Annotated in this window: 16 protein-coding genes and 1 tRNA gene; 4 read left to right on the forward strand and 13 right to left on the reverse strand. The window is 66.4% G+C overall.

Features of this window, described 5'->3' with window-relative positions; translation table 11 throughout:
• Nucleotides 1-26 precede the first annotated feature (26 nt).
• Nucleotides 27-1,898, reverse strand: a complete 1,872-nt coding sequence (locus tag F6X38_RS24060) for a methyl-accepting chemotaxis protein (protein WP_281353045.1) — start codon at nucleotides 1,896-1,898, stop codon at nucleotides 27-29.
• Between the two features lie 678 nt (nucleotides 1,899-2,576).
• Here F6X38_RS24060 and F6X38_RS03600 point away from each other — a divergent pair.
• Genes F6X38_RS03600 through F6X38_RS03610 form a run of 3 tightly spaced genes read left to right on the forward strand, consistent with a single transcriptional unit; the run spans nucleotide 2,577 to nucleotide 6,144 of the window.
• Nucleotides 2,577-3,353 carry an ABC transporter substrate-binding protein gene (locus F6X38_RS03600; RefSeq protein WP_246191199.1) on the forward strand — a complete coding sequence of 259 codons (777 nt, stop codon included), beginning with the start codon at nucleotides 2,577-2,579 and terminating at the stop codon, nucleotides 3,351-3,353.
• A complete protein-coding gene (gene fhuB / locus F6X38_RS03605) occupies nucleotides 3,350-5,341 on the forward strand; it encodes a Fe(3+)-hydroxamate ABC transporter permease FhuB (protein ID WP_246191177.1) in 1,992 nt (663 codons plus the stop codon). Before F6X38_RS03600 ends, fhuB begins: the two co-directional genes overlap by 4 nt.
• Nucleotides 5,338-6,144 carry an ABC transporter ATP-binding protein gene (locus F6X38_RS03610; protein ID WP_150968176.1) on the forward strand — a complete coding sequence of 269 codons (807 nt, stop codon included), beginning with the start codon at nucleotides 5,338-5,340 and terminating at the stop codon, nucleotides 6,142-6,144. Before fhuB ends, F6X38_RS03610 begins: the two co-directional genes overlap by 4 nt.
• Before the next feature lie 39 nt (nucleotides 6,145-6,183).
• Here the strand turns inward: F6X38_RS03610 and F6X38_RS03615 are convergent, their stop codons facing one another.
• The 11 genes from F6X38_RS03615 to miaA all read right to left on the reverse strand — a co-directional run bounded on the left by F6X38_RS03615 (nucleotide 6,184) and on the right by miaA (nucleotide 16,909).
• Entirely contained in the window at nucleotides 6,184-7,761 is a 1,578-nt protein-coding gene (locus F6X38_RS03615) for a PQQ-dependent sugar dehydrogenase (protein ID WP_150968177.1), read from the reverse strand.
• Nucleotides 7,754-8,209 (reverse strand): DUF2231 domain-containing protein, encoded by a 456-nt coding sequence (locus F6X38_RS03620; protein WP_150968364.1) that lies wholly within the window; start codon nucleotides 8,207-8,209, stop codon nucleotides 7,754-7,756. The genes F6X38_RS03615 and F6X38_RS03620 overlap by 8 nt, the downstream gene beginning before the upstream one ends.
• 532 nt (nucleotides 8,210-8,741) lie before the next feature.
• Nucleotides 8,742-8,817, reverse strand: a tRNA-Lys gene (locus F6X38_RS03625).
• A gap of 123 nt (nucleotides 8,818-8,940) precedes the next feature.
• Complete coding sequence (locus tag F6X38_RS03630; RefSeq protein WP_150968178.1) at nucleotides 8,941-9,381, reverse strand: PilZ domain-containing protein; 441 nt, start codon at nucleotides 9,379-9,381, stop codon at nucleotides 8,941-8,943.
• Nucleotides 9,382-9,484: 103 nt separating this feature from the next.
• Nucleotides 9,485-10,504, reverse strand: coding sequence for a ketol-acid reductoisomerase (ilvC, locus tag F6X38_RS03635; RefSeq protein WP_150968179.1), 1,020 nt, complete (start codon nucleotides 10,502-10,504; stop codon nucleotides 9,485-9,487).
• A 1-nt stretch (nucleotide 10,505) separates the two neighbouring features.
• Entirely contained in the window at nucleotides 10,506-11,201 is a 696-nt protein-coding gene (locus tag F6X38_RS03640; RefSeq protein ID WP_150968180.1) for a TetR/AcrR family transcriptional regulator, read from the reverse strand.
• Nucleotides 11,202-11,304: 103 nt separating this feature from the next.
• The gene (locus F6X38_RS03645) at nucleotides 11,305-12,432 is read right to left on the reverse strand and encodes an ATP-dependent DNA helicase (RefSeq protein ID WP_150968181.1); all 1,128 of its coding nucleotides are present in this window, start codon (nucleotides 12,430-12,432) and stop codon (nucleotides 11,305-11,307) included.
• 335 nt (nucleotides 12,433-12,767) lie between these two features.
• Entirely contained in the window at nucleotides 12,768-13,364 is a 597-nt protein-coding gene (locus F6X38_RS03650) for a LysE family translocator (protein ID WP_150968182.1), read from the reverse strand.
• Nucleotides 13,365-13,387: 23 nt separating this feature from the next.
• The gene (ilvN, locus tag F6X38_RS03655; RefSeq protein ID WP_150968183.1) at nucleotides 13,388-13,960 is read right to left on the reverse strand and encodes an acetolactate synthase small subunit; all 573 of its coding nucleotides are present in this window, start codon (nucleotides 13,958-13,960) and stop codon (nucleotides 13,388-13,390) included.
• A gap of 2 nt (nucleotides 13,961-13,962) precedes the next feature.
• Nucleotides 13,963-15,741 (reverse strand): acetolactate synthase 3 large subunit, encoded by a 1,779-nt coding sequence (locus F6X38_RS03660; protein WP_150968184.1) that lies wholly within the window; start codon nucleotides 15,739-15,741, stop codon nucleotides 13,963-13,965.
• A 265-nt stretch (nucleotides 15,742-16,006) separates the two neighbouring features.
• The gene (miaA, locus tag F6X38_RS03665) at nucleotides 16,007-16,909 is read right to left on the reverse strand and encodes a tRNA (adenosine(37)-N6)-dimethylallyltransferase MiaA (RefSeq protein WP_246191179.1); all 903 of its coding nucleotides are present in this window, start codon (nucleotides 16,907-16,909) and stop codon (nucleotides 16,007-16,009) included.
• Here miaA and serB point away from each other — a divergent pair.
• A complete protein-coding gene (gene serB, locus F6X38_RS03670; RefSeq protein WP_150968185.1) occupies nucleotides 16,908-17,789 on the forward strand; it encodes a phosphoserine phosphatase SerB in 882 nt (293 codons plus the stop codon). The two genes, miaA and serB, sit on opposite strands and share 2 nt — an antisense overlap.
• Before the next feature lie 12 nt (nucleotides 17,790-17,801).
• Here the strand turns inward: serB and F6X38_RS03675 are convergent, their stop codons facing one another.
• On the reverse strand, nucleotides 17,802-19,409 hold the full coding sequence (locus tag F6X38_RS03675) for a DegQ family serine endoprotease (protein WP_150968186.1): 1,608 nt from the start codon (nucleotides 19,407-19,409) through the stop codon (nucleotides 17,802-17,804).
• Nucleotides 19,410-19,448: the final 39 nt, after the last annotated feature.

Below are 19,448 nucleotides of genomic sequence, written 5' to 3' on the forward strand. Positions count from 1 at the left end.
TCCCGACCGAAGTGCCGAGCGGCGGATCAGCGTCGTCCACCGGCCGCGAACGCCTGCACGACCTCGCTCTGCAACCCGTGCACGGCCGAGCCGGAGCGATGCCTCGCGGCGCCTGTCGCCGGCGAGCCGACCTTGAACTTCTGCACCAGCGTGTTGAGTGCGCTCGCCTCGTAAGCGAGCTCGTTGCTCGCCGCCGTGGACTGCTCGACCATCGCGGCGTTCTGCTGCGTTCCCTGGTCCAGAGTTCCGACGGCGACGTTGATCTCCGAGAAGCCGGTGGCCTGACCGCGCGACGTCTCGACGATCGACGCGACATGCCGGTTGACCTCGACGATCTTCGCCACGATCGCGTTCAGCGCTTCGCCGGTCTGTCCGACCAGATCGACGCCGGTTTCGACCTGCGCATGCGATGTCGAGATCAGTTGCTTGATTTCCTTGGCGGCTTCCGCCGAGCGTTGCGCGAGGCTTCGGACTTCCTGCGCCACCACTGCGAAACCACGGCCGGACTCGCCGGCCCGCGCCGCCTCGACGCCGGCGTTCAGCGCCAGCAGGTTCGTCTGGAAGGCGATCTCGTCGATCACCCCGATGATCTTGCCGATCTCGTCCGACGACGTTTCGATCTGCTTCATCGCGGCGACGGCGTTGCCGACGATCGCGCCGGAGCGCTCGGCATCGCCCTTCGTCTGCGAAACGAGGTTCCCGGCTTCCTCGGCGCGCTTGCTCGCCTGCGCAACGCCGCCGGTGAGTTCGGACAACGCGGCGGAGGTTTCCTCGAGTGCTGCAGCCTGCTGCTCCGTGCGCCGGGCCAGATCGTCGGCGGCCATGCGGATCTGGTTGGCGTTGCTTTCCATGGCATGAGCCTTCTCGCCCACCGCCCGCATGGCATCCCGCAGCGTCTCGACCGAGGTGTTGAAGCTTTCGCGCAAGGGTTCCAGTCCGGAACCGAAGCTTTTCTCGATGCGCTGCTCGAGGTCCCCGTGAGCGAGGTTCTCGAGCGCGGATCCAAGCCGGCGAACCGCCGCGACCCGCTCGGTCACGTCGGTCGCGTACTTGATGACCTTCACGGCGCGTCCGTCAGGGCCGAAGATCGGGTTGTAGGAAGCCTGGATATGGACCTCGCGTCCGCCCTTCCCAACGCGCTGGAACTCGGCCGCGACGAATTCGCCGGCGCGAAGCTTGGCCCAGAACTCCCCATAGCTCGGCGAGTTGGCCTCCTCCAGCGGCACGAACATGCGATGGTGTTGACCGACGATCTCGTGCAGATCGTAGCCGACCGTCGAAAGGAAGTTCTGGTTCGCTCCGAGGATGTGGCCGTCCAGCGTGAAGGAGATCACGGCCTGCGCCCTGCCGATCGCGTCGATCTGGCTCTTGTTGTCGGCGGATACCAGTTTCGCGGCCGTGATGTCCGAGGCGAACTTCACGATCTTGTAGACCTTGCCGGATCTCGTGGAGACACCGTTGTAGGAAGCCTGAATCCAGACCTCGCGGCCGTTCTTGGCGAGGCGTTTGAACTCTCCCGAAACGAATTCGCCGGCGGCGAGCCGTGCCCAGAATTCCTTATAGTCGGCGCTCTGGCGATATTCCGAATCGAGAAACATTCCATGCGGCTGGCCAACGATCTCGGATCGGTCGTAGCCCATCGCCGCGCAAAAATTCTCGTTCGCGGTAATGACCTTGCCGGCGAGATCGAACTCGATTACGGCCAGGGATTTGTTTATCGCAGTGAGTACATTCTCCGGGTCGGACGACGACAATCCAAGCATACGCAACACCCAAGGACAGATTGGAGAAAACCTCAGCAGCGTTAACAGTAACGTGAATTTATTAATGATGCTTTCATAGAGATCAACTTTTGGTTGCAATGATAGTCGGACCCGAAGTTTTTCTTCGACTGACATTAGGGCAGTTCGGCTAGCGCCGGAAACATGTGAAGTGACGGATTCGGTTTCGGCACATTCTCGCTAAGGCAACGAAGCAGGCGAAACTTGCGAACGTTGTGGGCGACGTCTGGACCGACGACCGGAATTACATCGCCAAGCGAGGCGACGCGCATTCCACAACGACAATCCAGATCTTTACGTACGCGAGATTCACGATCAAGCGTCGGCGGACAATGAGTGCGTCGACAGGCCGTGAAAACGGTGAGCGTACACGTATCTAGTGTTTCGAAGTATAATTGCTCCGGATACCCAAGGGTAGTTGCTCGCGCCAGCGGCCAGAAAGTCTGCCCGCATCCCTCGAGGCGCTGGCAAAACATGAATGATTGAGTCAAGAAACGGCGCATCAAGGGGGTGATCCGCTCGGCGCCGTATGCACGGTCGAGCACGTCGCGCCATCGAAGTGTCGGCGGGGCTGCGTCCCCGTCCCCGGACGGACTTGGATCGTTGGAACTCATCTCCTCTCGCTGCCCCATCGAAATGGAGGCGGTCCGTCGCTCCGATGCGGAGACGCCCGATGGTCCTTGCCCGCGGCAGCTCTTCCGCGGCTGGACGCGTCGCGCCTTCCTCGCAGGAGCAGCAGCGACTTTCGCCCGGCCTGGGCGGTCCGCAGCCGAGGCCCCGGCGCGCATCGTCTCGATGGACTACGCTCTCACGGAAATCCTCTTCTCGCTCGACGTTCCGGTCGCCGGCCTTGCCGAACGGGAGGGTTGGCAGGAATGGGTCGTGGAACCGGCGTTGCCGGCCGAGATCGTCGATGTCGGGCTCCCGCAGGCACCGAATCTCGAGCTTATTTCGGAGCTGCGGCCCGATCTCATCCTGACGACGCCCTGGCTCGATCCCGTCCTTTCCTCCCTTCAGCGCGTCGCGCCGACGCTTCGGGTCTCGATCTACGAGGAGGGCGCGACACCGTTCGCGCGGTCGTACGACGCGACGCGCCTCCTTGGCGAACGGCTGGGGCGCCCCGACCGTGCGGCCCGTTTCATCGCGGAGGCGGACAGGGAGTTCGATGCCATCGCGGCACGGATGCGCAGACTCGCACCGCCGCCGCTTCTCCTGGTGAACTTCGTGGATGCCAGGCATGTCCGCGTCTATGGCGGTGATGGGCTGTACCAGTCGGTTCTCGACCGTATCGGCTTGAAGAACGCCTTCCAAGGGGAGGCGAACTACTGGGGTTTCGCGACCGTCGGCGTGGAAAATCTCGCCGCGAGCCCCGGCGCCCGCTTGATCGCCTTCGAGCCGATACCGCCCGATGCGCTGCCGACGCTGGCCCGCAGCCCGATCTGGCGCGAGCTTCCCTTCGTGCGGGATGGACGGATGTCGACGCTGCCCCCGGTCCTCACCTTCGGCGCGATGCTGTCGTCGTTGCGCTGCGCCCGCCTCCTTGCGGATGAGCTCGAGCGGGTGGCCACGTGAGCGCGAGCCTCGCTGCCGTGGCAGACAAGCGGCTGACTCTTCTTGCCACAGCGCTGGCGCTGCTCGCGGCGCTGGCGGCAGCGGCGGTCGTCGGCGATCCTCTTCTGCATGTGCTGTCCCCGGAAGGCGCCGCCGGCTACGACGCCGAACGCATCGTTTTCCTGAACGCGACCCTGCCGCGTTTGGCGATGGCGCTGCTCTGCGGTAGTGCGCTCGGGGTTTCCGGGGCCATCCTGCAGCAGGTGCTGCGCAACCCCCTCGCCTCGCCGACGACGATCGGCCTCGACGCTGGCGCGCGGCTGGCCTTGACGATCGCGACGCTCTATTCGCCCGCGCTGATCGGCGTCGGGCGCGACGTGGTTGCGATCGTCGGCAGCGTCGCGTCGGCGCTGTTGACCTTCATGCTCGCCCGCCGCCGTGGCTTCGCGCCTCTGGCGCTTGTCCTTGCGGGGCTCGTCGTCACCCTTTACTGCGGCGCACTCGCGGGAACCCTGACGCTGCTCGACAGCCGCTGGCTCGCCAGCCTGTTCATCTGGGGCAGCGGCTCGCTGGCGCAGCAGAGCTGGCAGCCGGCAATCGATCTCGCCTTGCGGCTGGCATTGACGCTGGTTCCGCTGTTCCTTCTGCTCCGGCCGCTTCGTCTGCTCGACCTCGGCGAGGACGCGGCGCGGGGCTTGGGGCTTTCCATCGTCACCATCCGCGTCGCCTCCCTCGGCGTGGCGCTCGCCCTGGCGGCCTTCGTCACTGCTGCGGTCGGCGTCATCGGCTTCGTCGGCCTGGTAGCGCCGTTGGCGGCTCGGCTCGGCGGCGCGCGCGGCCTCGGCGCCCGCCTCGGCTGGTCGGCGATCATCGGGTCGCTTCTCCTGCTTCTCACGGATCTCGCCGTGCAACTCGCCGCAGGCAGCTATGGCGACTTGCTGCCGACGGGCGTCGTCACGGCGGTGCTCGGCTCGCCGATCCTCCTCTGGCTCCTGCCGCGCCTTCGCCTCCTCTCCGCGCCTCACGCGGGCAGGATGGTGCCCCGGTACGACGTGCCTCGAACGCGTGCGGGCGTTGCCGCGGCGATCCTCCTGCTGGGCGTCCTCGTCGCGGTCGCGCTACTGTTCGGGCGGGCGCCGAACGGCGACTGGCAGTGGCTTGCGGCAGATCGCTGGGCGGAAATCCTTCCCTGGCGCTGGCCGCGCCTCGTTGCTGCTGCGGCGGCAGGCGCGCTTCTCGGCGCGGCCGGCCTCGCGCTTCAGCGCCTCAGCGGCAACGAGATGGCGAGCCCCGAACTGCTCGGCGTGAGCGGCGGCGCGATCCTGGCCGTCGCGCTCGCGATACTGACGTCGATGCCCGCATTGCCGGGCGGCAACTTCCTGCCGGCAGCCGTCGGCGCGTTCGTCGTGCTGGTCGCCATCCTCGCCTTCGCCCGGCGGTCCGGTTTCGCGCCCGAGCGGGTTCTGCTGGCGGGCGTTGCCATCAACGCGCTGCTCGATGCCTTCATCGGGTTCCTCTCGGCGGCCGGCGATCCGCGCGCGATCATGCTTCTCGCCATGCTCGGTGGCTCGACGAGCACCGTCACCGAAGCGGAGGCTTTCCGAACCGTGGCGTTGGCCGCCTTGTTCTGCGCCGGCACGGTCGCCGCGGCACGCTGGCTTGCCGTCCTGCCGCTTGGCGAGGCTTCGGCGCGCTCTCTCGGAGTGCCGGTCCCGCGGGTGCGCTTCGCTCTCCTCGTGCTCGTCGCGGGAGCCACCGCCGCAGCGACGCCGATCGTCGGCCCCCTCACCTTCGTCGGCCTGCTCGCGCCCCGCATCGCCGGCCTGATGGGCGTGGTGCGACCGGTGCCGGCGGTGATCGCGAGCGTCACGGTCGGCGCGGCGCTCCTCGTCGTCGCGGACTGGCTCGGACGCGTCTTGGCTTTCCCGTTCCAGCTTCCGACCGGGATCATGGCGTCGCTTGTCGGCGCGCCGCTGATGTTCTGGTTGCTCCAACGCCGCGAGGCATGATCTTGCTATCGACCGAATCCGATAACGACTCGCATGGTTTCGCGACAGCCGAACTGAGCTTCGCCGTCGCGGGCCGAACGCTCCTCCACCCGCTGACGCTGGACGTCCCTCCCGGCCGGATCGTCGCGCTTCTCGGCAAGAACGGCTCAGGCAAGTCGACGCTGTTGAAGCTGCTTGCCCGCCAGACGAAGCCGAGCGCGGGAAGCGTCCGGTTCGGCGACCGGCCGCTCGGCGACTGGAGCGAGCGCGAGTTCGCGCGCCGTGTCGCCTATCTGCCGCAGGAGACGCCGTCAGCAACAGGCCTTCTCGTCCGCGAACTCGTATCGCTCGGCCGCTATCCTTGGCATGGCGCGCTCGGCCGCTTCACAGACAACGACCGGCGGAAGGTCGAGGAGGCGATGGCGCTCGCCGACGTCGTTTCGCTCGCCGAGCGCGAGGTCGACACGCTGTCGGGCGGCGAGCTCCAGCGCGTGTGGATCGCGATGCTGGTGGCGCAGGACGCACGGTGGCTGCTGCTCGACGAGCCGATCTCCGCGCTCGACATCGCGCACCAGCTCGAAGTGCTCGGACTGCTGCGGCGTCTTGCCCGCGAGCGCGGCCTCGGCGTCTTCGTGGTGCTGCACGAGGTCAACATGGCCGCGCGGTTCTGCGACCGGGTCATCGCGTTGAAGGCCGGCCGTCTCGTCGCCTCGGAAGAAACGGAGGCGTTCATGGCGCCGAAGCGTCTTCACGACGTCTATGGCGTCGCGATGAACGTCGTGCGGCATCCGGTCAGCGGCGCACCGGTCGCGCTCGCCGACTGATCGCTGCTTCACCGGCGTGGAGGCACTGAGGCCTCGCGGTTATTGCGTCGGCGCGATCTGGGTCTGGGAGGGCGGCGGCACCGAGTTGCCCGACCCCGACGGTGCCGGTTGCTGCCCGGTCAACTGCTCGTCCGAAGAGGCCGACGGAGCCGGACTGCCGCTCGGCGGCGCGCTGGCGACGACCGCCGGCTGAGCAATCGGCGCCGATGAATACGCGCTGATGGCGGCCTGCGAAACCGTGTCGGTCGCGACCGGCTTCGGGGTCACCGAACCATCGGCAGCCGCCACGCGCCAGACCACATTGCCGGCATCGTCCGCGACGAGGAGAGCGCCGGTGCCGTCGATCCCGACGCCGACCGGTCGTCCCCGGGCGTCGTCGCCATCAAGGAAGCCGGTGACGAAATCCTGCGCCTTGCCGGTAGGCTTGCCGTTCTCGAACGGCACGAAGACGACCTTATAGCCGTTGTAGGCGTCGCGATTCCAGCTTCCATGCTCGCCGATGAACGCGCCGTTCGCGTACGGACCGGGCAATGCCGAACCGTTCGAAAAGGTCAGCCCGAGAGCGGCGACGTGACTGGACAGGGCGTAATCCGGCGGGATCGCCTTCGCCACCATATCGGGTCTCGGCGGATGCACCCGCTCGTCGACATGTTGGCCGTAGTAGCTCCACGGCCAACCGTAGAATGCTCCGTCCTTCACGGATGTCATGTAGTCCGGCACGAGGTTCGGACCGAGTTCGTCCCGCTCGTTCGCCACCGTCCACAGCACGCCGGTATCCGGATGGAAGGTCAGGCCGTTCGGGTTGCGAAGCCCGGACGCATAGACGCGCGCCGCGCCGGTCTGGCGATCGACCTGCCAGATGGCGGCCCGCCCCTTCTCCGCTTCCAGCCCGTTCTCGGTGATGTTGGAGTTCGATCCGACCGAGGCATAGAGATACTTGCCATCGGGGCTGAGGGCGAGATCCTTGGTCCAGTGATGGTCGATCGGACCGCCGGGAAGCGGCGTCAGCACACGCGGCTGCGCGCTGATCGACGTCTCGCCGAGCTGATACGGATAGGCGAGTATCGCGTCCGTCGCGGCGACATAGAGCGTGCCATCGGCCCAGGCGACGCCGAAAGGCGAATGAAGGTCGTGCAGCAGGTCGAACCGCTCGTCCACCTTCCCGTCGCGGTTGGTGTCGCGCAGCAGCGTGATCGCGTTGCTCTTCTTCGGCGTCTGGCCGCCATCGCCATGGGCGATCGACATGATCCAGCCGCGGATCATGTCCTTCGGCCGGCTCAGCGGCTCGCTTTCCGGCCCTCGCGACTGGATCACCAGCACGTCCCCGTTCGGCAGCGTATGAACCGTTCGCGGGTTGGCGAGGTCGGTCGCATAGGGCGTGATGATCAATCCATCAGGCACCTTCGGCATCGCACCGTTTTGCCAGCCGACGACCTCGGCAACCTTGAGGTCCGGCGCGAGCGACGGGCTCGGCGGCGGCAGTTGCGGGTCGGGTCCGATCTGCGTCGAGACGTCGAAGTCGCCGCTACCACCGCCGTTGCAGCCCGCGGCCGCCAGCAGGAACAGGCTGCAGCCGGCGAGCAGCAGCGGCCGGGAGCGGATGAAGCGGCTAACCATAGACGTTGCCCATTTCGAATGCGCGCGAAACCATGGCCCGCCGAAGCACGGCCGCGACCAGCATCAGGACGACGGTGACGGCAGAGAGTGCCAGACCGTATGGAACGACCGCCGTCCAGCCATCGCCGGCATGGACGAAGCTGTTGACGATCGCGAGGATGAGGACGACCGCGCCGACGATCGCATGCGCCCAGGCCGCCCCGATGGCGCGGACCTCGCGCCGCAGAATGAAGTCGAACAGCCGAACCAGAGCTGCCAGCACCCCGAAGACGAGACCGGCGCACAGCAGCCAGGCCGAGAAGTACTGCCACATGAGGTTGGACGTGCGCCAGAAAGCGATGTCGGTCGCAAGCGTCAGGGTGAAACAGGCGATCGGAAACGCCGCCAGGATCGCATAAAGCGATCGACCGACGACGGCCGCGGCGATGGGTCGGTGCGAATAGGCCATCGAACTACTCCATACGCCGCGATCGGATCCGTCGTCCCTGTAAGAACGGCGGCGACATCGGGTTCCATCGAGCGCCGAGCACAAGCGCCGAACGTGCGTCGCCTGCCATTGCCGCGGCCCATCAGCGGCTTCGCGCTCGTCGATCCAGGCGTCAGGCGCAAGCTGCCCAAGATTTCGCGCGACACACCTCAAAGGTGTGATAAAGCTTACGCTTCGACACATGCTGTGCCGTCGAACGAGCGCTTTCTGCCCAACGCGGAAACCACGATGCGGCCTTTGACCGGCGACGATACGCTGCTGATGCTGCTGGACGGCCTCTGCCAGTCCATCGCGCGCCTCGTCGAAGCGGCTCGCGAGCTCGCGGCCATCGATCCCGACGCTTCGGAGGAAGAAGATGCCACGAGGAGGGAGGCGATGGCGGCTGAGCACCCGTCTCCCTCACCTACGAGCGACGACGAACCAGACCGTGCGGAAAGACAAGCTTACGACGTAGCGTCGCGTTAGCTCTAAATGCGATGAAGCTACGGAGTGTTGGTGGGTGCACTAGGGATCGAACCTAGGACAAGCTGATTAAGAGTCAGCTGCTCTACCAACTGAGCTATGCACCCGAACCGTACCGTCAGCACCTGAGCACCGCCAGCGAGGAGCCGCTATATATGCGGCGGTTCGTCGTCTGTCTACCTCGAAAACGCGGCAAACGAACCCCCGCTGCAGGCGGAACGCGACTTCGTTCAGAACCAACGGACGTTGCGGATCAATGCCAGCGGCAGGGCGCGCGGCACGATCCGCAGGATGTCTTCCGATCTCGGTTCGGCATGGCTCGGCAACGGCTTCGGCTCGTCATGCACGTACGGCGAAGGCGCCTCTTCGTGCTCCGCCGAATCGAGAAAGTGGATGCCGGCCAGCATGCCGCGTCGATAGACGAGGCGAGCCGGACGCAGTTCCTTGGTTTCGCCGATCCGCACGCCGAACTCGCGCGGCAGGTGCGCCGACTCGTCGAGCGTCAGCAGAGCGCCGGTCGACGATATGTTGCGGACGATGCAGTCGAACGTCGAGTTCATGTTGTTGAAGTACACTTTCGCGCGCTTCAACGTCTTGATGCGCGGCGCGATCCGGCGCTCCGGGTCGTCGTCCTCGAGTACTTCCGGCGGTACGTTGCTCAGCAGGCTCACGGCAGCCCGTTCCAATGGAGACCGCACGATATTGCTCGGAGCCGGTTACCGGCGCGTTAAGCGGCGGGAGGCAGGGCCTCCCACCGCGTAAATCGTTAAGAAATTAGTTGCGCGTCTTGTCGACGAGAGCGTTCTGCTTGATCCAGGGCATCATGCCGCGGAGCGTGGCACCGACTTCCTCGATCTGGTGCGAGTCGTTCACGCGGCGGATGCCCTTGAACCGCGCGGCGCCGGCCCGGTATTCCTGCATCCAGTCGGAGGTGAACTTGCCGGTCTGGATGTCGCGCAGCACCCGCTTCATCTCGGCCTTCGTCTCGGCCGTGATGATGCGCGGGCCGGAAACGTACTCGCCCCACTCGGCCGTGTTCGAGATCGAGTAGTTCATGTTGGCGATGCCGCCCTCGTAGATGAGGTCGACGATCAGCTTCACCTCGTGCAGGCACTCGAAATAGGCCATCTCGGGCGCGTAGCCCGCCTCGACCAAGGTCTCGAAGCCGGCGCGGATGAGTTCGACGAGGCCGCCGCACAGCACGACCTGCTCGCCGAAGAGGTCGGTCTCGCACTCTTCCTTGAACGTCGTCTCGATGATGCCCGACCGACCGCCGCCGACGCCGCAGGCATAGGACAGCGCGAGTTCCAGCGCGTTGCCGGAGGCGTTCCGGTCGACAGCGACCAGACACGGCACGCCGCCGCCCTTCTGGTACTCGCCTCGCACCGTGTGACCCGGACCCTTCGGCGCGATCATCACAACGTCGATCGTATCCTTCGGCTCGATGAGGTTAAAGTGGACGTTGAGGCCGTGCGCGAAGGCGATGGCCGCCCCGTCGCGGATGTTGGGGGCGATCTCGTTGCGGTAGATGTCCGCCTGCAGTTCGTCCGGCGTCGCCATCATCAGGAGGTCGGCCCACTTGGCGGCTTCCGCGACGGTCATCACCTTCAAGCCGTCGGCCTCGACCTTCTTGGCGGTCGCCGAACCCGGCTTCAGCGCCACCGCGACCTCGGACGCGCCGGAGTCCTTGAGGTTCAGCGCATGGGCCCGGCCCTGGCTGCCGTAGCCGACGATGGCGACCTTTCGCGACTTGATGAGGTTCAGATCGGCATCGCGATCGTAGTAGACACGCATCTCAGGTTTCCTTCCGTTGCTGAGCGGTTTCAGGCCCGATGCCGCGCGGCATCGCCGCGGGCCGGCCGGGTTCGTGGAGGGCAAGGAACTGATCGACGGCGCGCGCCGCGTCCTCGGCGATCGTGCGGCGGGCCGCGACGGCGGCCTCGCCGAGCAGGAGGCGGATCTGCAGGTCTCCGACGACCAGTCCGAAGAACGTCCGGAACGCGTTCTCGCCGTCGTCGAACCGGATCAGACCGGCCGAGCGCCCGGCTTCGAGCACCGGCATCAGCCGGTGCCGCATGGCCAAGGGTCCGTTGTTCAGGACGATGCGGCCAAGCGTTCCCGCGGCGTCCGAAGCCTCACCGATGGCGAGACGATTGAGGGCGACCGAGGTGACGCCGGTGATCGTCTCCAGCCAGTCGCGCGCGAAATGCCCCAGGCTTTCGCGAAGGCTTCCGGCATCGAAACCCTCGGCGGGAACGGGAACGGCGCGGACCTTCGCGGCCTGCCATCGTACCGTCGCGGTCAGGAGACCGTCGCGTCCGCCGAACCATTTGTAGAGCGTTTCCTTGGAGCAACTCGCCCGATCGGCGACGGAGGCCATGGTCAGCGCCACCCTCCCCTCAACGAGAAGCGAAAGCGCGGCATCGAGCACGTCGCGCTGCCGCGCGTTCGGCTCGCCTCCATCCGCTTCTTCGCCGACGCGTGCGCTCATTCCATCCGTACCGTACGTTACGGTACGGCGGTTTAGCGTGACACCGATGACGTGACAAGCACCATTCGCCGTCGGGTTCCGCTTTCACCAGACGCGGGACGCCTCAGCGGACGACGGTCAGTTTCTCAGCCGCTCGGGTGATCGCGGTATAGAGCCAGCGCTCGCGAGTGTCCTTGAACGCCCAGCTCTCGTCGAACAGCATGACGTCGTTCCACTGCGAGCCCTGCGCCTTATGGACGGTCAGGGCGTAGCCGAAGTCGAAGTCGTCGAAACGCTTCTTCAGCGCCCATGCCACCTCGTCGTCCGGTGCTTCGAAAGCCGACTTCAGCAGCTTGATCTTCGCGGCGCCCTGATCGACATCGTCTTCCTCCGGGCGCACGATCAGGTTGATGCCGGGCTTGGTGGATTCCGGCGAGGCCGTCATCACCTGCCAGAGCGAGCCGTTCAGCAGCGACTTCGCCGGGTCGTTGCGCAGGCAGACCAGCTTGTCGCCGGCACGCGGCAGCGGACCGTCGAAGCCCTTCAACTCCCGCAGTCTCGCATTGTAGCGCCGGCGCGTCCGGTTCGTGCCGACCAGCACTTGGTCCGCCTTCATCACGGCCTCACGCTCCACGTCGCGCCGGGAGATGACCTTCGCCGCGCCGAAGTCGCCGTAGTCCAGCGTACCGCCTTCCCGGACGGTCTGGGCCAGCGCCACGATGGGGTTGTCCCGCGCCTGCCGATGGATCTCCGTCAGGAGGAAGTCGGGCTCCGCCTCCGTGAAGAAGCCGCCGCCGGAGACGGGCGGAAGCTGGCCGGGATCGCCGAGCACCAGAACCGGCTTGCCGAAGGACAGAAGATCACGGCCGAGCGGCTCGTCCACCATGGAGCATTCGTCCACGACGATCAGCTTCGACTTCGCGATCGGGCTCTGCCGGTTGAGCGAGAAGGTCGGCGAGACGCGCGAGGTGCCCTTCTCCTCGTCCTCCACCGTTTCCTCGCCGCGCGGGCGATAGATGAGGGAGTGTATCGTGCGAGCGTTCTTCGCGCCCTTCGAGCGCAGCACCTGCGCCGCCTTGCCGGTGAAGGCCGCGAACTGCACCGTGCCGTCGATGTGGCTGGCGAAGTGCCTGGCGAGCGTCGTCTTGCCGGTGCCGGCATAGCCGAACAGGCGGAAGACCTGCTGGCCGCCCGACTTCAGCCAATCGCCAACCGCCTTCAACGCATCGTCCTGTTGCGGCGAGAACTGCATCGATCAGGCGAGGTCCCTACTGTCGATTTCACCGAACTCGCGCGCCGGCGGTGAAACCGCACAATCTTGCCACAACGACGCCGTGCCCGAGTAGCTCGACCGCGCGTTTGGGCAGGAGCTATGAAATCTTCCCAGGGCGCCGCTCTGGCTTCCCCGATAAAAGCTCGTTTTCCACGGCCACTCGAACTGCTTCTTCGAGGTCGATCCCGTGCCTTGCGGCAAGTTCTCGTATCAGAACGAGCGTCCGCTCGTCGCGAATGTCGAACGCCAATCGTCGCTCCTCACCTATCTCGATATAGCGCTCACAGGCCGTGAACACAAGGTGAACGATCGACCTAGTGCCGCAGCATCGGCCATAGAGACGCGACGAGCAGCACGCCCATCGCGACGTTGAAAATTCGCAGCCTTCGCGGATTCGCCAGCAGGCTGCGCAGCGCGACGCCAAACGTCGTCCAGACCGACACGCTCGGGAAATTGACCAAGCCGAATGCGAAGCTGACGATCAGCACGGACAGCCCCGGCGCGGTCGCGTTCGTGTAGGCGCCCATCGCCGCGAGCGCCATGGTCCACGCCTTCGGGTTCACCCATTGGAATAGGGCGGCTTCCGTGAACGTCATCGGCCGGGCGGTTTCCTTGCCCGTCCCGATCCCACGCGCGGAGGCGATCTTCCAGGCGAGCCAGAGAAGATAGGCGGCGCTGAGCCACTTCATCGCCTTCTCCAGCGCTGGGTAGGCGGCGAGCAGCCCGCCGAGCACGAAGCCGACCGAAAGCAGCAGCGCCACGAACCCGACGGCGATGCCGAGCATGTGCGGGATGGTCCGTCGGAAGCCGAAGTTCACGCCGGACGCCATCAGCATCATGTTGTTCGGCCCCGGCGTCACGGACGACACGAAGGCGAAGGCGAGCAGCGCCAGGAAGACGTCGAGGGTCACGGAGGTTCGGTCCGACCGGCGAGTTACATCGGGTCGGCGCCGCGGGTCAGCGCCGCGACGCCGGTGCGGCACACCTCGACGAGGCCGAGCGGCTTCATGATCGCGATGAACTTGTCGAGCTTCGACGGGCGGCCGGTCAGCTCGAACACGAAATGGTCGATCGAGGAATCGACCACCTTCGCGCGGAACACGTCGGCGAGGCGCAGCGCTTCCATGCGCTGGTCCCCCTCGCCCGCCACCTTGACGATGGCGAGCTCGCGCTCGATCGGCCCCGTCTCGCCGTCGTCGCCGGCCTGGCGCGTCAGATCCACCACGCGGTGCACCGGCACGATGCGGTCGAGCTGGCTCTTGATCTGCTCGATGATATGGCGCGTGCCCCGCGTCACCACCGTGATGCGGGACAGATGCTTCTCGTGCTCGGTCTCGGAGACGGTCAGGCTCTCGATATTGTAGCCGCGCCCCGAGAAGAGGCCGATGACCCGGGCGAGGACGCCCGGTTCGTTGTCGACGATGAGCGCGAGCGTTCGCGCTTCCACGGGCTCCTTCTCGGCCTCGATGAAATAGGCGGACGCGGGCGGCTGGACGGGACGGTTCATGGTCAGACGAGTTCCCGGCCCTTCGCGTCGATGGCCGCCGCGACGGCCTCGTCGGTCGCCTCGTCCGGCAGCATCATCTCGTTGTGCGCGCGCCCCGAGGGGATCATCGGGAAGCAGTTCGCGAGGTTCGCGACGCAGCAGTCGAAGATCACCGGCTTGTCGACCGCGATCATCTCGCGGATCGCATCGTCGAGGTCGCCCGGCTTCTCGCAGCGCAACCCGACGCCGCCATAGGCTGCCGCCAGCTTCACGAAGTCCGGCAGCGCCTCCGAATAGGAATGCGACAGCCGGTTGCCGTGCAGGAGCTGCTGCCACTGCCGCACCATCCCCATGTACTGGTTGTTGAGGATGAAGATCTTGATCGGCGCGCCGTACTGCACCGCCGCCGACATCTCCTGCATCGTCATCTGCACGGAGGCGTCGCCCGCGATGTCGATGACGAGCGCGTCCGGATGCGCGATCTGGACGCCGAGCGCCGCCGGCAGGCCGTAGCCCATGGTGCCGAGGCCGCCGGACGTCATCCAGCGGTTCGGCTCCTCGAAGCCGTAGAACTGCGCCGCCCACATCTGGTGCTGGCCGACCTCGGTCGTGATGTAGGTCTCGCGATGCTTCGTCAGCTCGTAGAGCCGCTGCACCGCATATTGCGGCATGATCGTCTTCTGGTCCTGCGTGAACGCGAAGCAGTTGCGCGCCCGCCAACCGTCGATCTTCCGCCACCAACCGGTCAGCGCCTCGCCGTCCGCGCGGCAGTTCTCCTCCTTCCAGACCCGGACCATGTCGGACAGGACGTGCCCGACGTCGCCGATGATCGGAAGCTCGACATGGACCGTCTTGTTGATCGAGGACGGATCGATGTCGATGTGGATCTTCTTCGAGTTCGGCGAGAACGCGTCGAGGCGGCCGGTGATGCGGTCGTCGAAACGCGCGCCGATGCACAGCATGACGTCGCATTCGTGCATCGCGAGATTCGCTTGATAGGAGCCATGCATGCCGAGCATGCCGAGCCACGACCTTCCGGACGCCGGATAGGCGCCGAGCCCCATCAGCGTCGAGGTGATCGGGAAGCCCGTCAGTTCCACGAGCTCGCGCAGGAGGCGGCTCGCCTCCGGCCCAGAATTGACGACGCCGCCACCGGAATAGATGACCGGCCGCTTCGCCCCCTCCAGCATGGAAACGGCGGTGCGGATGCGCTCGATGTCGGCCTCGAGCCTCACGCGGTAGCTTTCGTGCCGCTGCTTCGGCTCCGGCGGCGTATAGGTGCCGGTCGCGAACTGGACGTCCTTCGGAACGTCGACGACGACCGGTCCCGGCCGGCCCGAGGTCGCGACGTAGAACGCCTCGTGCAGGATGCGGGCGAGATCCTCGACGTTCTTCACCAGCCAGTTGTGCTTGGTGCACGGCCGTGTGATGCCGACCGTGTCGCATTCCTGGAAGGCGTCGGAGCCGATCAGCGTCGTCGGGACCTGTCCCGTGATGCAGACGAGCGGGATCGAGTCCATCAGCGCGTCCTGCAGCGGCGTGACGGCGTTGGTCGCACCCGGACCGGACGTGACGAGCATGACGCCCGGCTTGCCGGTGGAGCGTGCATAGCCTTCGGCGGCATGGCCGGCGCCCTGCTCGTGCCGGACGAGGATATGCTTCACGTCCTCCTGCTGGAAGAGGACGTCGTAGATCGGCAGCACCGCGCCGCCCGGGTAGCCGAAGAGGTGCTCGACCCCGTGGTCCTTCATGGCCTGGACGACCATCTGGGCGCCCGTCATCCTGCGTTGTCCGGCAGTCATCGTCATCGGTCCGCTTGGCTTTTGTCGGGGTCGCCGCTGGTTCGGCCGATCGCCCGGTGCTGATTGGTCTTGAACTCGTGTCTGGGATTTGGGCAACAAAAAAGGCCCGCTTGGGGCCTTTGGATCGAGCGCACACGTGGCATAAGCCGGACGGTCCCTAGACCGTCTCGCGTGTGCGCCCCCGTACGAGAATAAGAATCGTCATCATGACGGAAACGCTAACCATTTTACCGGGGTGCGTCAACCGCTTTCGCAACCCGTTCGGTCAAACCGGAAGACGCTCCCAATCGTCTCCCAGTTGATGGCGGAACCAGGTTTCTTGCCGCTTAGCATATTGCCGGCTGCGCGCGACGGCGCGCTCGACTGCTACGTCCAGCGTTGCGCGACCCTCGATATGATCGGCGAGTTCCGCGAGACCGATGGCCTTCGCAGCGGTCCGCTCGGCCGGAACGGCGAGCGACCGGAATCTCGCCGCCTCCTCCAACGCCCCGTCCTGCAGCATCGCCGCGAACCGCAGCGCGATGCGCTCGCGCAAGTCTGAGCGCTGGGGCGTCAGCACGATCTTCGTCGTCGTCACGACATCGACGAGCGGTGCGCCGCGTCGCTGCTGGATTGAGGCGAGCGTCTGGCCTGTCGTCTCGATCAGTTCCAGCGCGCGGACGACCCGTTGCGGATCGCTCGGCCGAATGGACGCGGCGGCCTCGGGATCGCGGATCGCGAGTTCCGTGTGCAGCGCGTCCGAACCTTCGAGCCCTACTCGCTTGCGCAATCGATTGCGAATGTTCGACGGGATTGACGGCATCGCATCCAGACCGCCGAGCAGAGCGCGGAAATAGAGGCCGGTGCCGCCGACGATGACGGGCACCCTTCCCTTCTTCCGGAGTTCGGTCAGCACCCGCTCAATTTCGCGCATCCAGGCGCCGACGCTGTAGTCCTGCATCGGGTCGATATGACCGTAGAGGCAATGGGGCAGGCGCTTCCGCTCAGCGGTCGAGGGCTGCGCGGTCAGGATCGGGATGCAGCGATAGACCTGCATCGAATCGGCGTTCACCACCGCGCCGCCGAGCTCCTCGGCCAAGCGCAGCGCCAGAGCCGACTTGCCGCTGGCGGTCGGCCCGGCTATCAGCACCGCCGTCGTATCGGATCGTTCCCGGACCATTTCCGCCATGCACGTCGCGACGCTGATTTCCGCCCGCGCCGAGCGGCGCCTGTCGCAGCCCGTCGTTGCGGAGGCGCTGCGCATCCTCGACGGCGGCGAGGCGGACTGGCTCGAAGCCGCTGTCGCCTGCGACGTGTTTCTTCCTGCATCTCCGGGCGCCGAAGCGCAACTGGCCCTGCGCGCCCTCGCCGACGCGAACCGCGTCGATTACGTGATCCAGCACGCGGAGTCGCGCCGCAAACGTATGCTGATCGCCGACATGGACTCCACCATGATCGAGCAGGAATGCATCGACGAACTCGCCGACGTCGTCGGCATCAAGGCGGAGGTCGCCGCCATCACCGCGCGGGCGATGAATGGCGAGATCGCCTTCGAGCCGGCACTGCGCGAGCGCGTCGCGCTGCTGCGCGACCTGCCGGAAGCCACGATCGGCCGGGTCATCGCCGAGCGGATCACCTACGCCCCCGGCGGACGCGAGCTTGTCGCGACGATGCGGGCGAGCGGCGCGGTGACGGCGCTCGTCTCAGGCGGCTTCACCGCCTTCACCTCGGCGGTCGCGAGCCATCTCGGCATCGATGAAACGCGCGCGAACCGTCTCGGGGTCGAGGGCGGCAGGCTGACCGGCGAAGTCGCGGAGCCGATCCTCGGGCGTCAGGCGAAGGTCGAAGCGCTGATCGAGATCGCCGGCGCGAACGGCCTCGTGCCGGCCGACGCGGTCGCGGTGGGCGACGGTGCGAACGATCTCGGCATGATCGAGATCGCCGGAACGGGCGTCGCGATCCACGCCAAGCCCGCGGTGGCCGCCGCCGCCCCGCACCGCATCGACCACGCCGACTTGACCGCGCTGCTTTTCATGCAAGGCTACCGGACAGACGATTTCGCCAGCTAGCCCGGCAGACGCCTACTCGATCGGCACCACCACGAAGCGCAGCTCGCCGTTGGCGGAGGCGAGCAGCAGCAGGGCGTTCTTGCGGCCGTCCGTCTTCAGCTTGGCGAGCTTGTCGGCGACGTCCTTCGCCTTCGAGACGCTTTCCTGCGCGACTTCCTTGATGACGAGGCCGGGCTCGATGCCCTTGTCGGCCGCGCCGGAATTCGGCTTCACCTCCGTCACCACGACGCCGGCCGCGCCGGCCGCGAGATTGAAGCGCTTGCGCAGATCGTCGGTGAGGTCCGAGAAGGTCATGCCGAGCGCCTCCGGCGCGGCGCTCCCGGCCTTCCCATCACCCGGCGTCTGCGAGCCTTTCTCGGACTCGCTCATCAACTTCTCGCCGTCCTCGAGGCGGCCGAGCGTGATCTTGACGTCGACCTCCTTCGCCGGAGCGGTGGCGTTGTCCTTGCGCAAAAGCTTCACGTCGACGTTCTTGCCGACCGGCGTCTCGGCGACGATCCGCGGCAGGTCGCGCGACGAGGTGATCGGCTTGCCGTCGAAGGCGGTGATCACGTCGCCGACCTTGAGCGAGCCGTTGTCGGAAGGCCCGCCCGGCACGACGCCCATCACGAGCGCGCCCTTCACGTCCTTGAGGCCGAGCCCTTCGCCGATCTCGTCCGTCACCTCCTGCAGGCGAATGCCGAGCCAGCCGCGCCGCGTTTCACCGAAATCGCGAAGCTGCGTCACGACATTGGAGGCGAGCGACGACGGGATGGAGAAGCCGAGGCCGATGGAGCCGCCGGTCGGGGAAAGGATCGCGGTGTTGATGCCGACCACGTCGCCGTTCATGTCGAACAGCGGGCCGCCGGAATTGCCCTTGTTGATGGCGGCGTCGGTCTGGATGAAGTTGTCGTAGGGCCCCGCGTTGATGTTGCGGCCGCGCGCCGAGACGATACCGATCGACACCGAGCCGCCGAGGCCGAACGGGTTGCCGATCGCCATCACCCAGTCGCCGATCCGCATCTTCTCCGAATCGCCGAACTTCACCGCCTTCAGCGGCTTCGGCGACTCGACCTTCAGGACCGCGATGTCGGTCTTCGTGTCGACGCCGATCAGCTTCGCTTCGAGCTTCGAGCCGTCGGCGAAGTTCGCGGTGATCTCGTCGGCATCCGTGATGACGTGATTGTTGGTGACGATGACGCCCGACGGGTCGATCACGAATCCGGAGCCGAGCGACTCGACCTTGCGGGACTCGCCGCCCTGCCCGTCCTTCAGCAGGTCGTTGAAGAAGTCCTGCAGCGGCGAACCTTCGGGCGCCTTCAGCGGCGGGGCGGCGTCGCCTTCGTCTTCCGGTCCGGAACCCTCAACTTTCTGGGCCGTCGAGATGTTGACCACGGCATCGAGCAGGCCCTCCGCGAGATCGGCGACGGAGTCCGGTCCTTTCGAGCGCGACACGGGCGGCATCGGCGGCACGCCCGGCGCGGTCGGGTTGATGGTGTCGGCCGCCGGCTTCTGCGGGGCCACAGGCTGGTTGCCGGGGGGCGGCTGGATCACGCCCTGCCCCGCAGCGACGCCGCAGCCGGCCGCCGACAAGAGCATTGCGAGAACGACTGCCGATCGTCTCGTGGAATATCCGGCCATGACGACTCCCGGTCGCGGAACGTTGCGCGCATCCGTGAG

Source organism: Plantimonas leprariae (assembly GCF_008802405.1).
In the GTDB taxonomy this organism is placed as follows: Bacteria; Pseudomonadota; Alphaproteobacteria; order Rhizobiales; family Rhizobiaceae; genus Plantimonas; species Plantimonas leprariae.

Excerpts from the sequence above, each read along its gene's own strand:
- F6X38_RS24060 (WP_281353045.1), bottom strand. The coding sequence starts at position 1,898 with ATGTCAGTCGAAGAAAAACTTCGGGTCCGACTATCATTGCAACCAAAA.
- F6X38_RS03600 (WP_246191199.1), top strand. The coding sequence starts at position 2,577 with ATGGACTACGCTCTCACGGAAATCCTCTTCTCGCTCGACGTTCCGGTC.
- F6X38_RS03610 (WP_150968176.1), top strand. The coding sequence starts at position 5,338 with ATGATCTTGCTATCGACCGAATCCGATAACGACTCGCATGGTTTCGCG.
- F6X38_RS03615 (WP_150968177.1), bottom strand. The coding sequence starts at position 7,761 with ATGGTTAGCCGCTTCATCCGCTCCCGGCCGCTGCTGCTCGCCGGCTGC.
- F6X38_RS03620 (WP_150968364.1), bottom strand. The coding sequence starts at position 8,209 with ATGGCCTATTCGCACCGACCCATCGCCGCGGCCGTCGTCGGTCGATCG.
- ilvC (WP_150968179.1), bottom strand. The coding sequence starts at position 10,504 with ATGCGTGTCTACTACGATCGCGATGCCGATCTGAACCTCATCAAGTCG.
- F6X38_RS03640 (WP_150968180.1), bottom strand. The coding sequence starts at position 11,201 with ATGAGCGCACGCGTCGGCGAAGAAGCGGATGGAGGCGAGCCGAACGCG.
- F6X38_RS03645 (WP_150968181.1), bottom strand. The coding sequence starts at position 12,432 with ATGCAGTTCTCGCCGCAACAGGACGATGCGTTGAAGGCGGTTGGCGAT.
- ilvN (WP_150968183.1), bottom strand. The coding sequence starts at position 13,960 with ATGAACCGTCCCGTCCAGCCGCCCGCGTCCGCCTATTTCATCGAGGCC.
- F6X38_RS03660 (WP_150968184.1), bottom strand. The coding sequence starts at position 15,741 with ATGACTGCCGGACAACGCAGGATGACGGGCGCCCAGATGGTCGTCCAG.
- serB (WP_150968185.1), top strand. The coding sequence starts at position 16,908 with ATGCACGTCGCGACGCTGATTTCCGCCCGCGCCGAGCGGCGCCTGTCG.
- miaA (WP_246191179.1), bottom strand. The coding sequence starts at position 16,909 with ATGGCGGAAATGGTCCGGGAACGATCCGATACGACGGCGGTGCTGATA.
- F6X38_RS03675 (WP_150968186.1), bottom strand. The coding sequence starts at position 19,409 with ATGGCCGGATATTCCACGAGACGATCGGCAGTCGTTCTCGCAATGCTC.